Source organism: Butyricimonas paravirosa, from assembly GCF_032878955.1.
In the GTDB taxonomy this organism is placed as follows: Bacteria; Bacteroidota; Bacteroidia; order Bacteroidales; family Marinifilaceae; genus Butyricimonas; species Butyricimonas paravirosa.
The window spans coordinates 1,932,334-1,949,008 of record NZ_CP043839.1 but is presented as its reverse complement, the minus strand read 5'-3'; the positions used below and the strand labels follow the sequence as shown (position 1 = coordinate 1,949,008).

Below are 16,675 nucleotides of genomic sequence, written 5' to 3'. Positions count from 1 at the left end.
TTTTTTCTTTTTGGGCAGCCCTTATTAAAATTTATTCTTATTTTAGGTTATATACATTCATGTCCATTTATGTAAAAAATTCCTGCTGACCTTGTTTATGTCTTGTCAGTCACCATTTGCAAAACCATATTTGACCCTCAAAGAGGCTGAATTTGATAAGTAACTTGCTACATACTCATAATAAGGAGCTAAATAGAACACGAATGGGAAATACACAAATGCTAAACTAAAGAAGATATTGGCCAAAATAAACGCTATACCGAGAGAGAAACTTGATTTTTCAACTTCCTAAAACGGTGTTGTTCAAACATTTCTACTTATTTGTACTTGCCAGTTGAACCTACGCTTCCCTAATAAAATGTCTATGGTAAAAAGTTAAAAAATCCTCCCACTTTTGTTAGATATATTTTTTTGTGTAATTTTGTAATCGTTATGCGGCAGTAATAATATACATATTAATACGAGTTAGTAATCCTGTAGTTCTCATATGCTACGAGGAGGTATTAAAAGGTGCGTTTCGACAATGCATCTACTGTAGTATATTATTGCTTAATCCAAATGAATATTATAAATTTAGGAATTCTTGCTCACATTGATGCAGGAAAAACTTCTGTAACCGAGAATCTGCTGTTTGCCAGTGGAGCAACGGAAAAGTGCGGCCGTGTGGATAATGGTGACACCATAACGGACTCTATGGATATAGAGAAACGTAGAGGAATTACTGTCCGGGCTTCTACGACATCTATTATCTGGAATGGAGTGAAATGCAATATCATTGACACTCCGGGACACATGGATTTTATTGCGGAAGTGGAGCGGACATTCAAAATGCTTGATGGAGCAGTCCTCATCTTATCCGCAAAGGAAGGCATACAAGCGCAGACAAAGTTGCTGTTCAGTACTTTACAAAAGCTGCAAATCCCGACAATTATATTTATCAATAAGATTGACCGTGCCGGTGTGAATTTGGAGCGTTTGTATATGGATATAAAAACAAATCTGTCGCAAGATGTCCTGTTTATGCAAACTGTTGTCGATGGATCGGTTTATCCGGTTTGCTCCCAAACATATATAAAGGAAGAATACAAAGAATTTGTATGCAACCATGACGACGATATATTAGAACGATATTTGGCGGATAGCGAAATTTCACCGGCTGATTATTGGAATACGATAATCGCTCTTGTGGCAAAAGCCAAAGTCTATCCGGTGCTACATGGATCAGCAATGTTCAATATCGGTATCAATGAGTTGTTGGACGCCATTTCTTCTTTTATACTTCCTCCGGCATCAGTCTCAAACAGACTTTCAGCTTATCTCTATAAGATAGAGCATGACCCCAAAGGGCATAAAAGAAGTTTTCTTAAAATAATTGACGGAAGTCTGAGACTTCGAGACGTTGTAAGAATCAACGATTCGGAAAAATTCATCAAGATTAAAAATCTAAAGACTATTTATCAGGGCAGAGAGATAAATGTTGATGAAGTGGGTGCCAATGATATCGCGATTGTAGAAGATATAGAAGATTTTCGAATCGGAGATTATTTAGGTGCTAAACCTTGTTTGATTCAAGGATTATCTCATCAGCATCCCGCTCTCAAATCCTCCGTCCGGCCAAATAAGCCCGAAGAGAGAAGCAAGGTGATATCCGCTCTGAATACATTGTGGATTGAAGACCCGTCTTTGTCCTTTTCCATAAACTCATATAGTGATGAATTGGAAATCTCGTTATATGGTTTGACCCAAAAGGAAATCATACAGACATTGCTGGAAGAACGATTTTCCGTAAAGGTCCATTTTGATGAGATCAAGACTATCTACAAAGAACGACCTATAAAAAAGGTCAATAAGATTATTCAGATCGAAGTACCACCCAACCCTTACTGGGCCACAATAGGGCTGACTCTTGAACCCTTACCGTTAGGGGCAGGGTTGCAAATCGAAAGTGACATCTCCTATGGTTATCTGAACCATTCTTTTCAAAATGCCGTTTTTGAAGGGATTCGTATGTCTTGCCAATCTGGTTTACATGGATGGGAAGTGACAGATCTGAAAGTAACTTTTACTCAAGCCGAGTATTATAGCCCGGTAAGTACACCTGCTGATTTCAGACAGCTGACCCCTTATGTCTTCAGGCTGGCTTTGCAACAGTCAGGTGTGGACATTCTCGAACCGATGCTCTGTTTTGAGTTGCAGATACCCCAAGTAGCGAGTTCCAAAGCTATTACAGATTTGCAAAAACTGATGTCTGAGATTGAAGACATCAGTTGTAATAATGAGTGGTGTCATATTAAAGGGAAAGTTCCATTAAATACAAGTAAAGACTATGCCTCAGAAGTAAGTTCGTACACTAAGGGCTTAGGCATTTTTATGGTTAAGCCATGTGGGTATCAAATAACAAAAGACGGTTATTCTGATAATATCCGCATGAACGAAAAAGATAAACTTTTATTCATGTTCCAAAAATCAATGTCATTAAAATAATGGAGCGGTCAGGAAATTTCTATAAGGCAATACGGTTGGGATATATACTTATCTCCATTCTTATCGGATGTATGGCATATAATAGCCTCTATGAATGGCAGGAGATAGAAGCATTAGAACTTGGCAATAAAAAAATAGACGAGCTCCGAAAAGAAATAAACAATATCAATATTCAAATGATAAAATTTTCTCTATTGGGTGAAACAATACTGGAATGGAACGATAAAGATATCGAGCATTACCATGCACGGCGTATGGCAATGGACAGTATGCTCTGCCGTTTCAAGGCCACCTATCCAGCAGAGCGCATCGATAGTGTGCGCAGTCTTTTAGAGGATAAGGAACGACAGATGTTCCAGATAGTCCGGTTAATGGATGAACAACAATCTATTAACAAGAAGATAGCCAATCAAATTCCGGTTATTGTACAGAAAAGTGTGCAGGAACAGTCCAAAAAGCCAAAACGAAAAGGTTTCTTAGGCATATTCGGCAAAAAAAAGGAAGTAACTCCAGCAGTATCAACCACTATCCTTCATTCGGTCAATAGAAACGTAATCAGCGAACAGAAAGTGCAGGATCGCCAATTGTCGGAACAAGCCGACAGCCTTGCAGCTCGTAATGCAGAACTTAACAGACAACTGCAAGAATTGATTTGCCAAATAGAAGAAAAGGTACAAACCGAACTGCAAAGCCGGGAAAACGAAATAGTTGCCATGCGTGAAAAGTCATTTATGCAAGTAGGCGGTTTAATGGGATTCGTTCTTCTATTGTTGTTAATTTCCTACATCATCATACATCGTGATGCAAAAAGCATTAAACAATACAAGCACAAGACAACTGATTTGATAAGGCAACTGGAACAATCCGTACAACGGAACGAGGCACTGATAACGTCAAGGAAGAAGGCGGTACATACTATCACCCATGAACTGCGCACACCGCTGACAGCAATAACAGGCTATGCCGGACTGATACGGAAAGAACAGTGTGAGGATAAGTCCGGGCAGTATATCCAAAACATACTGCAATCCTCCGACCGTATGCGGGATATGCTTAACACTTTGCTTGACTTCTTCCGCCTGGACAACGGCAAGGAACAGCCCCGTCTGTCACCCTGCCGGATTTCAGCAATCACGCACACACTTGAAACGGAGTTCATGCCTGTTGCCGTGAACAAAGGGCTGTCCTTGTCCGTGAAGACTGGACACGATGCCATTGTATTGACCGACAAAGAGCGAATAATACAAATCGGGAATAACCTGCTGTCAAACGCTGTCAAGTTCACAGAAGAAGGCGGTGTTTCTTTGATTACTGAATATGATAATGGAGTTCTGACACTGGTCGTTGAAGATACAGGTACAGGCATGACAGAAGAGGAACAGAAACAAGCGTTCGGTGCGTTTGAACGTCTATCAAATGCCGCCGCAAAGGAGGGTTTCGGGCTTGGGCTTGCCATAATGCGTAATATTGTGTCGATGCTTGGCGGAACAATCCGTTTAGACAGCAAGAAAGGGAAAGGCAGTCGTTTCACAGTTGAAATTTCTATGCAGGAAGCTGAAGAACAGCTTGGATATACAAGCAATACACCTGTTTATCATAACAATAAATTCCATGATGTTGTCGCCATTGACAATGATGAGGTATTACTTCTGATGCTGAAAGAGATGTATTCCCAAGAAGGAATACACTGCGACACTTGCACCGATGCTGCGGCACTGATGGAAATGATACGCCAGAAAGAATACAGCCTGTTGCTGACAGACTTGAATATGCCCGATATAAACGGTTTCGAATTGCTGGAACTGTTGCGTTCGTCCAACGTGGGCAATTCACCAACAATCCCGGTGGTTGTGGCAACCGCTTCGGGCAGTTGTAACAAAGGGGAACTATTGGCAAAAGGCTTTGCCGGATGCCTGTTCAAACCGTTCTCCATATCGGAACTGATGGAGGTTTCCGACAGGTGTGCCATAAAAGCGACACCGGACGGGAAACCGGACTTTTCCGCCTTATTGTCCTATGGCAATGAAGCCGTCATGCTGGAAAAGTTGATAACTGAAACAGAAAAGGAAATGCAGGCGGTACGGGATGCAGCAAAAGAAAAAGACCTGCAAAAGCTGGATTCCCTGATCCACCACCTGCGCAGTTCGTGGGAGGTGCTCCGTGCCGACCAACCGCTGAATGTACTTTACGGATTGCTTCGTGGCGATGCTCTCCCGGATGGTGAAGCGTTAAGCCATGCCGTGACTGCCGTGCTGGATAAGGGAGTGGAAATAATACGGTTGGCAGAAGAGGAAAGGAGAAAATACGAAGATGAATAAGACAAAAATAATTGTGGTGGAAGACAACATCGTGTATTGCGAATATGTCTGCAATATGCTGTCACGGGAGGGCTACCGCAATATGAAGGCTTACCACCTCTCAACCGCGAAGAAACATCTGCAACAGGCAACAGATAATGATATCGTGGTTGCCGACCTGCGTCTGCCTGACGGCAGTGGCATAGACCTTTTGTGCTGGATGCGAAAGGAGGGAAAGATGCAGCCCTTCATCATTATGACCGACTACGCCGAAGTTAATACCGCCGTGGAAAGCATGAAACTCGGCTCGATAGACTATATTCCCAAACAGCTTGTGGAGGATAAACTTGTCCCCCTGATCCGTTCCATACTGAAAGAACGTCAGGCAGGACAACGCCGTATGCCTATATTCGCCCGTGAAGGTTCCGCCTTTCAGAAAATCATGCACCGCATAAGGCTGGTAGCCGCCACCGATATGAGCGTGATGATATTTGGTGAGAACGGCACGGGCAAGGAGCATATTGCCCACCTGTTGCATGACAAGAGCAAACGTGCAGGCAAGCCATTTGTGGCGGTGGACTGCGGTTCACTCTCCAAAGAGCTTGCACCGTCGGCTTTCTTCGGACACGTCAAAGGTGCATTTACAGGTGCGGACAATGCCAAGAAAGGATATTTCCATGAGGCGGAAGGCGGCACGTTGTTTCTGGACGAGGTAGGAAACCTCGCGTTGGAAACCCAACAGATGTTGCTCCGTGCCATACAGGAGAGGCGGTATCGCCCGGTCGGAGACAAGGCAGACCGGAATTTCAATGTCCGCATCATCGCTGCTACCAATGAAGATTTGGAGGTATCGGTGAATGAAAAGCGTTTTCGGCAGGATCTTCTGTACCGCCTGCACGACTTCGGGATAACCGTTCCTCCGTTGCGTGACTGTCAAGAAGACATTATGCCGCTGGCAGAGTTCTTCCGTGATATGGCAAACAGAGAGCTGGAGTGTAGCGTGAGCGGGTTCAGTTCCGAAGCACGTAAAGCGTTGCTGACACACGCATGGCCGGGCAACGTGCGGGAACTTCGGCAGAAAGTTATGGGTGCTGTATTGCAGGCGCAGGAAGGTGTTGTCATGAAAGAGCATCTGGAACTTGCCGTGACGAAACCGACCTCTACTGTCAGCTTCGCCTTGCGCAATGACGCGGAGGATAAGGAGCGGATATTGCGTGCGTTGAAACAGGCAAACGGCAACCGGAGTGTCGCCGCAGAACTGCTCGGCATAGGCAGGACAACACTATACAGCAAACTTGAAGAGTATGGACTTAAATATAAATTCAAGCAATCATAGCCCGTAATTCACTGAATTTGGCTATCTTTGCATTATATTTTATAAGGTATGGAAACAGTAAATAGAATACTTCAAGAGAAGATTACAGCACGAATCGCGCCCAATAAAGCAGTACTGATTTTTGGTGCTCGCCGTGTTGGTAAAACGGTAATGATGCGTAAAATTGTGGACAACTATTCAGGTAGGACGATGATGCTCAACGGCGAAGACTACGACACATTAGCACTATTGGAGAATCGCTCAATAGCCAATTATCGGCATTTATTGGATGGTATTGATTTGCTGGCTATTGATGAGGCACAGAACATACCACAAATCGGTAGTATTCTGAAGTTGATAGTTGATGAAATACCGGGAATAAGTGTCTTGGCAAGTGGTTCTTCGTCATTCGATTTGCTGAATAAGACTGGTGAACCGTTGGTCGGCCGCAGTACGCAATTTCTCCTTACACCATTCTCGCAACGGGAAATCGCACAGACGGAAACGGCACTTGAAACCCGCCAGAACCTCGAAGCGCGCTTGATTTACGGTTCCTATCCCGAAGTAGTAATGATGGAGAACTATGAACGTAAAACAGACTACCTACGTGATATTGTCGGTGCATACCTGCTTAAAGATATCTTAGCAATTGACGGCTTAAAAAATTCGAGCAAGATGCGCGATCTACTGCGATTGATAGCTTTTCAGTTGGGCAGCGAAGTTTCTTACGAAGAGTTAGGTAAACAACTCGGCATGAGCAAGACGACCGTTGAAAAATACCTCGACCTATTGGAAAAGGTCTTCGTTATCTATCGTCTGGGGGCTTATTCGCGTAACCTACGCAAGGAGGTTACAAAAGCTGGCAAGTGGTACTTCTACGACAACGGCATTCGCAATGCCATTATCGGGGCTTTCTCACCGCTGGCCATTCGGCAGGATGTCGGTGCGCTGTGGGAGAACTACATCATCGGAGAGCGGCGCAAAGCGAACTTCAATGAGGGACTGCACAGGGAGTTCTATTTCTGGCGCACCTACGACAAACAGGAAATCGACCTGATTGAGGAGAGTGCCGACAGTCTTACCGCCTTGGAGTTCAAGTGGGGAAATAAAATGCCGGCCGCACCGAAAGCCTTCCAAGAAGCCTATCCCTATGCCGAGTTTCATGTGGTAAATCGGGAGAATTATTTGGAGTTCGTATAATCAATAAATTACGTATATGGAAACAAAACTACAATCCAAACAGCAATATCCGCGGTTTATCCAAAATAAACCGTGTGGTATTGACAAATTCGATGGAGGTTCGCAAGAAAGGTTGGCAAAAACTATTGCTCGCCATTTTTGTCAGAATGATTCATTGGATGAGGAATGTACTTTACCTCGAATTATCGGCATCGAAGGTATTTGGGGATCTGGAAAATCCAACGTGGTTAAAATGTTGGAACGTGAATTATCAGACGACTATTACTTTTTTGAGTATGACGCATGGGGACATCAAGAGGACTTGCAACGCCGCTCTATATTGGAATTGCTTACAAGCAAACTTATTGATGATGGTATCCTATCTGGAAATGCAACAATAAAAGTCAAAGGTGGAGGTACGAAAACCGTATCATGGTCTGAAAAGCTGAAATATTTATTAGCCCGTAAAACGGAGACCGTAACCGAAAAATATCCCCTTATCAGTAATGGTATGGTTGCGGCATTTTTGGTTGCAGTTTTAACTCCGATATTTACATTTATTGCGTATGCAGTAAAACCTACACCCACAACATGGTGGTTTTCTTTATTGTCTATTATCATAGCTGCACTGCCAGTTCTTATTGCATTGTGCGTTTGGAAATGGGCATATAGCAAAGATCATAAATATGGATGGAGTTATATGTTAGCTATTTATCAAGATAAAGTCGAAAAGGACGTTTGCTATGAGACTTTGAGCGAAGACGAACCAACGGTTTACGAGTTCAAAACATGGATGCAAGACATTTCTGATTTTATCAAGGAAAAAGGACAACGTAAATTAGTCCTTGTTTTTGACAACATGGATCGTCTCCCCGCTGAAAAAGTAAAAGAATTATGGTCTTCTATCCATACGTTCTTCGCCGATAGCGGTTTTGAAAATGTTTGGGCTGTTATTCCTTTCGATGAAACACATTTAGCTTGTGCATTCGGAGATGAGACCGACGAACAAACGAAACAACTGACCAAGTATTTTATCAATAAAACTTTCCCTATTGTTTATCGTGTTGCTCCTCCTGTTATTACCGACTATCGAAGTATATTCAACAAACTGTTTGTTGAAGCATTTGGAGAAACAGAAAATGAAGCGAAAGAAACTATAAATCGGATATTCAGATTGGTAAATCCTAATGCCAATGTTAGGGAAATTATATCATATATCAATGAGATGGTCGCTCTTAAACAAGAGTGGTGTAACGAAATTTTGATGATAAACATAGCATTGTTCTGTTTGAAGAAGACGGATATTCTGGCAAATCCAGTAGAACAAATATTGTCCGGCGACTATCTGAATGGCATTCAAACAATAATTAACAATGATCTGCAAACACAACGCGAAATTGCAGCTTTGGTATATGGTGTCGATGTTGAAGATGCTCGACAAATTCCATTGAAAAAATATATTGAAGGCTGCATCAACGGAGAAGAAGACCACGACATAAATCAATATGCAGAGACTAATAAACAATTTGACACTGTATTAGAAGAAGTTATACAATGTATGGACAATGCGCTTATCGATAAGATTATACATTGTTTGCATAAATTAACTCGAAAGAGCGATGTTATTCTGCGTGTATGGCAAAGAATAGCACAATTGAAATTAAAAGAATCCATAGAGAAGCAGGTGTTCCCTGTCGAATACCAAGAACTGCTGTTGCATTTAGACACGGAAAGCCAAAACCATGTGATTGCTCAATTATATAAGAAGATAGTTCGGTTCAATGACTTCAATGGCGGCGACTATTTCAAAACGTTAGATGCAATAGACAGGTTTATTGCGCAAAATAAGTTGGCGTGCGATTTTACGTCATTGATTGAAGCAAAAACAGTCAAGCCAAATACATTTATCGATTATATTCAAGCTGCAAATGCAACAGATGCTGCCTATCGGGATAACGCGACAACTAAAGCATATAAATATTATCAAGTAGCAACAAATTCGGAGGCGCTCGATAATTATTTGGCAAACTTACTACCCGATAATTTCGACCATGCAGATATTGTAAAAACGTTAAAAGATAATTCTACCTATACGTTTCCAACGCTTTTGCAAGCGATCACGAATTGCATTGATGAACAGAATGTAAATAAAGATAATATAGGGGCTATATTTACAACCTATCGTTTATTGGCATCTGACGAAGAAAGACCTTTACCTGTAACGTTAGATTCAACCTACATAAATCAGTTGCATTCTGAATTAGAAACTGATGGCCGAAACATTAAAGAGTCTGGATATTACGATTTAGTCGCCATGCAATTGGCACATGGTCATTCCGTTTCCTTAATAGAGGGTGGAGATATAAAATATGTTGCAGAACTCATGGACTATTATGTGGATCATGGAGACTTATTAGTAAATAGTGTGGGATGGAATATACCGCTATTAAATGAAACACTACAATACATGGTAAATCATAAACTTGGCTATAAATTATTGCTCTCAGACATATTGCCCCAATTTGAAGATATTAAGAACAGAATAGGTGTAACGGATGAGGTATTTATCGAGCATTTAGCAGAGTGGAATACCGATTTGGATAAGTATATCACTAAGAACAATATTAAAGATGTAATTCCTGACGCATCTTTTTACGATTTGACCACTAAAATAAGCAATGTCCTGACCGATCATATCAATAAAATAGCGTTCGAAGCGTTGTCTGAAATAAGTGTTGATACATTATACGCCCAAAGAACAGCACATACATCATATTATTGGTTTGTCGCAATAAAACATTTACTGGCTAAAATCAAATCCTTGCCAGATAACTTGACTGAATTTGGCAAAAAGATTCTGATGGATATTGCTTCTGGAACTCAAAGTTTGAATCCTTTCCCTAATTGTTTCAAGAATATAGTTGAAAGATTGGATAAACGAAAAATTAAATCGACAGTTACCGATATAAGAAATGATTTCTGCATCGGTAAAAAGACTATCAATGCAATAAAGTTTCAATTTTTCGAAACATGGCTTAGATCGCATGGTAATTTGAAAAGTCAAGCTGGAGACGTTATTGATAAAATAGTGAAACCTGTAATTTCCGATGGGGCATGCCGTTCATTGATTCTGCAAAACAAAGATTTTTATATGGATTTAATAAATACAGCAGGGGATGATGCTTATGAATTGAAAAAGAGTCTCCGAAACCTCATACAAAAAGATTCAGATCCGCAATTGGTTAAATTTGTCAATTCGATAGATTCAGTACCTGAGGTTGAAACCGCGTAAGTATTTGTCTAACAAGTCCGAATTTTACGATTTTACCCGTCAGAACTGAAGTGCCCCCCAAAAAAATTGTATCCAACTTTTGGGGGTCACTTCAAACTTCGATAGGGATAATTTTCAATTTTGGGGACTTGTTAGACAGTCTCATTATCTGGTAGCAGTTTACACAGCACCGGATCGTTTTTGATACGCTCCAGTTCCTCCTGCACAATCTGCTTCACCTCTTCCTTGATGCGCCGGTAGTTCGCCTGCACCGTTTCCTTCATGCGGTCGTTGCCGTCCTCGTCCGTGAAGTTTGTAATGACGGGAATTTTCTTGTAGGCACTTTCTTCCCGTTTCACCTTTTCGGCATCCACCACAATCTCGCAATGAAAAATCTTCTGCTCGATACGCTCGTTGAAGTTGTCGGATACAGAACCGACAAACATTCCCTGCGTAAGCCCGGAAATCTTACTCGGTGGAATGAGCGCGTCCATCTGCGTGTTGATGGAGGTGGAAACATCCTGCCGGTTGATGGAGATGGACTGCCGTTTCTGCAACACCTTACCGAACCGCTCGGAGAGCGTCTTGGCTGTTTCCCCCACCACCTGACCGGAGAAAATATTGCCGACAGTGTTCATCACCACTTTCGCCTCTTTGTCCCCGTAGTCACGCACTAACTGGCTGAAATCCTGAAAGCCCAGACACACGGCAACCTTGTTGCTTCGGGCGGTAGCTATAAGATTGTCCAACCCTTTGAAGTATATTGTGGGCAACTCGTCGATGATGACCGATGACTTCAGCATCCCCTTCTTGTTGATGAGCTTCACGATACGGGAATTATACAGACCGAGTGCCGCACCGTAGATATTCTGACGGTCGGGATTGTTACCCACGCAGAGGATTTTCGGCTCTTCGGGATTGTTGATGTCCAGCGTAAACTCGCTGTCTGACATCACCCAGTAGAGCTGCGGTGAAATCATCCTCGAAAGCGGGATTTTTGCCGACGCTATCTGACCCATGAGCTGCTCCGCAGCCCCTCCAAGCCACGCATCCATGAACGGCGAAAGGTAGTTCTCCAGCTCCGGATAAGAGGTCAGTATCGGAAATATATCCTCGTAACGGCGGTTCAGAAACTCGATAGCATGGGGAAACGTGCAAAACTTCCCGTTCTGATAGATTTTGAGATACCAGATAATACTGGCAAACAGAATGATAGGTGACTCCACGAAGAAGTCGCCCTGCTTTTGCACCCACGTTTTATTGAGGTTGAGCATTATTGTGTAGGCACTCTCATAGGCATCCGTAATATCTTCCATAAAATCCGGGTGAATGGGATTGCACCGATGAGAGCGTCGCGGGTCGTCGAAGTTGATCACATAGAACTTCGGCTTTACCTTGTAGCCGTCCGGGTGGTTCAGCAAATGGTTGTAGGCAATAGTAGATAGGTCGGGATACTTGAAATCGTAGATGTATTGACTAAAGCCCTTTTCAATCTGTTGCTTGATAAAATTGTTTACCACGGCATAGGACTTGCCGCTGCCCGGCGTACCCAACACGATGGACGCACGGAAGGGATTAACTACATTGATCCAACCGTTGTTCCAGCGTTTCCTGTAATAGAAACGTGTCGGCAGATTGACCGAATACTCGCTTTCGATAAGCCTCGTTTCCTGCATGAAACTCTCGTTCTCGTTGTTGAAAACATCCTCCATCAAATTGTGTTTCAACAGGCGGCTCATCCACAGACCACCCATCAACAGGCAGACATAGCCCGTTCCAATGGTAAGGACATACAGTCCCGTCACCGCTTCAAGCGGCAGCGGCAGGGGCAGCAACCACCAGTTCAGGAAAAACAGCACGAACCCGACGGCAAATGCTGTCCAGATTCTCCCCCAAGTGATTTTCTCACCCTTGACACCCTTCGTACCCAGACAGGACAAGGCAAGCAAAAGGACGGAAAACAGCTTCGTGTAGAGAATGGAATGGAACAGCCCCGCCGTGCGGTCGAAGTTCAGAAGGATTTTGTCCACCACGCCGATGTTCACGCCCCACAGCCGGATGGCTTCGTAGCAGAACCAGTACACGTTCATGACCACTAAAATGATACTCACGGCACGCAGAAAATCCATGATTTTCGCCAATGCCCTCAAATCGTCTTCTTGTTGTGACATACATTGATTTTTTAATTGTTGATACTCTGATTACATACCCAAGCCCTTGCGTTTTTTCTTCTTTTTGCGCTTCATCGCCCGGATGAAAGCCTCTTCCTCGGCATCTACCGCCGGACCTTCGGGAGTGAGCAAGCCCATACCGCCCGATATATCTTCACTGTCGTAGGCGGTCTGCCCGTGTGCCTTGTCCGCAGCATCCACAGGGATGGATAGCGGTATCGGCGGTTGTCCGGCGTATGGCAGGGTGAAGTGTTCCTGCAAGGCATTCGCCGAAAGCTCCTTACCCATGCGCGAACCGTTCAGCACGCATCCCGTGCGGTGGTCGATGAAGGTAGCCCCATAGATGCGCCCTTCCTCTGTGTAGCGCAGTACGGTGTCGATGCCCTTCTCTTTGAGTTGGGATACAAATTTGTCCTTGTCATAAGTGCCTTGCAGCACGGAAAGGACGGTGCGTTTCGTCATGTCTGCCAGTTTCCTATCCTTGATTTCCGATTTGGAACGGACAAACTTCTTCTGTACGGCTTCATAGCCTGCGGACTTCCCGAAAAGCGAGGATTTGAACGGGTTGCCCACCTTGTTACCCTTGTCGTCCGTGACGGAATAGACCAGCCCGTGATACTCCCGTCCGCGCACGTTGCCCCTCGCTTCCTCCACCGTCATATTATATAAGGAAAGGAGCGCACGGTATTCGCCCATCGTCTGGAAACGGTACTGCCCATTCAGAGCCTTCACGGTGTTGCCTACCTGCTTCTTCACATCACCTGCCGATGCGGCCACCTTGCGCAACGGATTATCCAATCTCTGATTTTTACGTTCTGCCGGATGCAATCCGTACTTCTGTTCCAGTTCCCTGCGGATACGGTCGCTGCGGCGGTAGAGAAAATCCCGGTTGAGCCTTTTCCCGTTCTCGTCCACGTTGACCGTCACGATGTGCAGGTGGTGGCGGTCGATGTCCTCGTGCTTGAATACAAGATAAGGCTGGTTTCCGAAACCGAGTTTTTCCAGATACTCGCGGGCGATATTCTGCAACTCAATATCGGTCAGCACATCCTCCGGGTGCGGGTTGAGAGAGATATGCACCACCGGCTTCTCGATCTTCATCTGCGGTGGCAGGAAGGTGAGAAAACCCTCCATCGCCTTGCCTATGTCCACCGTTCCCGAACCGTCATTGTAGATGCGGTTGGTGGTGAGAAGCCGCCCCTGCGCCTCGTTAATCTTCTCCCCGTTGTAGGCAATCGCGCCGTACAACGAACTTCCTACACTGATTTTTGCGACCATTTTGCCTCCATTTCCCTTGAAAGTTCCACAATCCGGCGGCTCAGTTTCACGAGTTCGACGGTGTGTTGCTCTAATTTGTAGAGCAACGCCATCGCCTTTTTCTCTGAAAAATGCAGCCTCAGTTCCTTCACGACTTGGTTGTAATTCGTACCCACGGCACGGAATTGTGCATGAAAATCCGACAGTTTGGTGTAATAGTCCACCAACGTCTTGTCCACCTTCAGCACCTTGAACGGTTGCCCGAAGAAGTGCGCTTTGAGGAAAACAGACCGTGCATAGACACCCGATTTTCCGAACATGGCGAGGAAACGGTTGTGTTCCTCCTCGTTGAAACGGACGGTGTACCGGTACACCGCCGGATCAAGTTTGGGATTTCTCCCTGATTTGCTTTTCCTTTTCTCTTTCATATTACTTTGGATTTAGCGGATTGACGGCATAAGCCGCCGCTTCGGATTACAGCACCGCAGTTCTGAAAGGCTTCCCGACTTCGGAGGGAAAGCCCGCCCCCTGCAAGGGCAAGTGCTTTTCGTGGCTGCTCAAAATATTTTGAGCGGCTGAAAAGACATCTTGCTATGTTCAGGTGAACATAAAAATCCGTCAGGGGACGGATTGGGAAAATACCTTTCAGGACTCCGGGCCGCGCGTCATCGGCGAACCCTGCTGTCCGGGTGCAAAGTTACGCCCTTAAAGCGGTATCGGACAGATGCTTGACCCGGTCAATGACTGCCAACCGGCGCAACGTGCCGCCACTTGCCGGAGAAGTGATACAGGTTCCAAAATATACTTGTTTATTTGCAGCATGATTCAAGAAACGAACGATTTGAAGATATGATAAACGGAACATTCAAATACCCGGAAATCCGCTTCTTCGGATACTTGCCGAAACGGATACCCGAACCGTCGGAAACCCGGTTCTCCGACAATTCGGTGACGTATGGATTCAATGACTTCATGACGCAATGTCGTCAATCACCATTTGTCCGACGCACCGCTTCACCACAGAACCGGATACGCGACGACCCGCCTGCGTGTGTAGTCACGGAAGCGGATGGTGCGACAGCCAAATCCGTATGGAAACAGAAAAACAAATCATCAACAATTAAAATAAATGGAACTATGAGTAAGGAAATCTTCGTTGCATTCGCAACACAGAAAGGTGGCATCGGCAAATCCACTGTCACGGCACTTGCCGCCAGCTACCTGCACAACGTGAAAGGCTACAATGTCGCCGTCGTGGACTGCGACGACCCGCAGCACAGCATCCACGGGCTGCGCGAACACGAAATGGGGCTTATCGACAGCAGCACCTACTTCAAGGCTCTCGCTTGCGACCATTTCCGCCGGATCAAAAAGAACGCCTACACCATCGTCAAAAGCAATGCGGTGAACGCCCTCGACGATGCCGAGAGGATGATTGCCACTGAGGACGTGAAACCCGACGTGGTGTTCTTCGACATGCCCGGCACACTCCGAAGCAACGGCGTGATAAAGACGCTCTCGCAGATGGACTACATTTTCACTCCGCTGAGTGCCGACCGCTTTGTCGTGGAGAGTACCCTGAAATTCGTCACGATGTTCCGCGACAGGCTGATGACTACCGGACAGGCGAAAACAAAGGGGCTGCATCTGTTCTGGACGATGGTGGACGGCAGGGAGAGGAACGACTTGTACGGCATCTACGAGGAAGTGATAGCCGAAATGGGCTTTCCGGTACTTTCCACCCGCTTGCCCGACAGCAAGAAGTTCCGCCGTGACCTTTCGGAAGAGCGCAAGAGCGTTTTCCGCTCCACCATCTTCCCGATGGACACGGCACTGCTGAAAGGGAGTGGCATCCGGGAGTTTTCCGAAGAGATAAGCGACATCATCAGACCGCAGTGAGCATGGGCAGCAGGAAAGTGAACACGGAAGGCATCGACGAGGAACTGCTGTTAGCCTCCATCGGGCGGCGCACACAGGACGGGACACTGCGCCCCGCACAGGAAGTACCCGCAGCTGCACCGACCGAAGAGGACACCGCCGCACCGGAACCATCTCCTGTGCAACCCGTAACACGGGAAAAAGCGCAGAGGGAAAGTGGACGCCGGAAAAGGCAGGACGAGGACTACAACGAGCTATTCCTGCGCCGCAACGAGATAAAGACCCGCCAATGTGTCTATATCAGCCGTGACGTCCACGGCAAGATCCTCAGAATCGTGAACGACATCGCCGGAGGGGAAATCTCAGTAGGCGGATATGTGGATACCGTGCTGCGCCAGCATCTGGAACAGCACAAGGAGAGAATCAACGAACTGTACAAGAAACAACGTGAAGATCTGATTTGAAAATGGAAAAAGAAATGACACCGAATGAAAAAAGACCACAGCAAGACTGCGGAGGTATGTTTACCCAAGTGCAGGCGAGTGTGGAAATACTGTCGCCTGTCCCGGTAAGCGGCAAATGCAGTGAGAAGGACTATGAACGCCTGTTCATCCGCGACCCGGAAGTAAAGGCACGTGAGGGGAAGATGGCGTATGTGCGCCCGGAGTACCACGAGCGTATCATGCGTATCACCCGTGTAATCGGGCATGACCGGCTTACGCTGTCCGCTTACATCGACCATGTGCTGACGCACCACTTCAACCAGTGCGAAGATGCGATAAAGAGCCTTTATGCCCGAAATTACAATTCAGTATTCTAACCA

General features: G+C 45.3%; 12 protein-coding genes. 8 read left to right on the top strand and 4 right to left on the bottom strand.

Going from position 1 to position 16,675, the window contains the following annotated elements; all coding sequences use genetic code 11:
- Positions 1–558 precede the first annotated feature (558 nt).
- Genes tet(Q) through F1644_RS08195 form a run of 5 tightly spaced genes read left to right on the top strand, consistent with a single transcriptional unit; the run spans position 559 to position 10,567 of the window.
- Positions 559–2,484 carry a tetracycline resistance ribosomal protection protein Tet(Q) gene (gene tet(Q), locus F1644_RS08215; RefSeq protein WP_004291466.1) on the top strand — a complete coding sequence of 642 codons (1,926 nt, stop codon included), beginning with the start codon at positions 559–561 and terminating at the stop codon, positions 2,482–2,484.
- Entirely contained in the window at positions 2,484–4,802 is a 2,319-nt protein-coding gene (locus F1644_RS08210) for a hybrid sensor histidine kinase/response regulator (RefSeq protein ID WP_004291467.1), read from the top strand. Before tet(Q) ends, F1644_RS08210 begins: the two co-directional genes overlap by 1 nt.
- Positions 4,795–6,117 (top strand): sigma-54-dependent transcriptional regulator, encoded by a 1,323-nt coding sequence (locus F1644_RS08205; RefSeq protein WP_004291471.1) that lies wholly within the window; start codon positions 4,795–4,797, stop codon positions 6,115–6,117. The genes F1644_RS08210 and F1644_RS08205 overlap by 8 nt, the downstream gene beginning before the upstream one ends.
- A gap of 48 nt (positions 6,118–6,165) precedes the next feature.
- A complete protein-coding gene (locus F1644_RS08200; protein WP_004291480.1) occupies positions 6,166–7,296 on the top strand; it encodes an ATP-binding protein in 1,131 nt (376 codons plus the stop codon).
- A gap of 16 nt (positions 7,297–7,312) precedes the next feature.
- Positions 7,313–10,567 (top strand): P-loop NTPase fold protein, encoded by a 3,255-nt coding sequence (locus tag F1644_RS08195; RefSeq protein WP_004291481.1) that lies wholly within the window; start codon positions 7,313–7,315, stop codon positions 10,565–10,567.
- A 131-nt stretch (positions 10,568–10,698) separates the two neighbouring features.
- Here F1644_RS08195 and mobC read toward each other — a convergent pair whose 3' ends face one another.
- The 4 genes from mobC to F1644_RS08175 all read right to left on the bottom strand — a co-directional run bounded on the left by mobC (position 10,699) and on the right by F1644_RS08175 (position 14,948).
- Positions 10,699–12,717: a conjugal transfer protein MobC gene (gene mobC / locus F1644_RS08190; protein ID WP_004291482.1), complete on the bottom strand. Its 2,019-nt coding sequence runs from the start codon at positions 12,715–12,717 to the stop codon at positions 10,699–10,701.
- 30 nt (positions 12,718–12,747) lie between these two features.
- Positions 12,748–13,995, bottom strand: coding sequence for a conjugal transfer protein MobB (gene mobB / locus F1644_RS08185; protein ID WP_004291483.1), 1,248 nt, complete (start codon positions 13,993–13,995; stop codon positions 12,748–12,750).
- Complete coding sequence (gene mobA, locus F1644_RS08180) at positions 13,974–14,402, bottom strand: conjugal transfer protein MobA (protein WP_004291488.1); 429 nt, start codon at positions 14,400–14,402, stop codon at positions 13,974–13,976. Before mobA ends, mobB begins: the two co-directional genes overlap by 22 nt.
- 381 nt (positions 14,403–14,783) lie before the next feature.
- The gene (locus F1644_RS08175; RefSeq protein WP_196029218.1) at positions 14,784–14,948 is read right to left on the bottom strand and encodes a hypothetical protein; all 165 of its coding nucleotides are present in this window, start codon (positions 14,946–14,948) and stop codon (positions 14,784–14,786) included.
- Between F1644_RS08175 and F1644_RS08170 the strand changes: the two genes are divergently transcribed.
- The 3 genes from F1644_RS08170 to F1644_RS08160 are packed head-to-tail and all read left to right on the top strand — an operon-like array spanning position 14,947 to position 16,672.
- The gene (locus F1644_RS08170; protein WP_005783105.1) at positions 14,947–15,873 is read left to right on the top strand and encodes a ParA family protein; all 927 of its coding nucleotides are present in this window, start codon (positions 14,947–14,949) and stop codon (positions 15,871–15,873) included. The two genes, F1644_RS08175 and F1644_RS08170, sit on opposite strands and share 2 nt — an antisense overlap.
- Before the next feature lie 2 nt (positions 15,874–15,875).
- A complete protein-coding gene (locus F1644_RS08165) occupies positions 15,876–16,316 on the top strand; it encodes a DUF3408 domain-containing protein (RefSeq protein WP_004291503.1) in 441 nt (146 codons plus the stop codon).
- Positions 16,317–16,318: 2 nt separating this feature from the next.
- Positions 16,319–16,672, top strand: a complete 354-nt coding sequence (locus F1644_RS08160) for a DUF3408 domain-containing protein (RefSeq protein WP_004291505.1) — start codon at positions 16,319–16,321, stop codon at positions 16,670–16,672.
- The last annotated feature ends 3 nt before the right edge of the window (positions 16,673–16,675 follow it).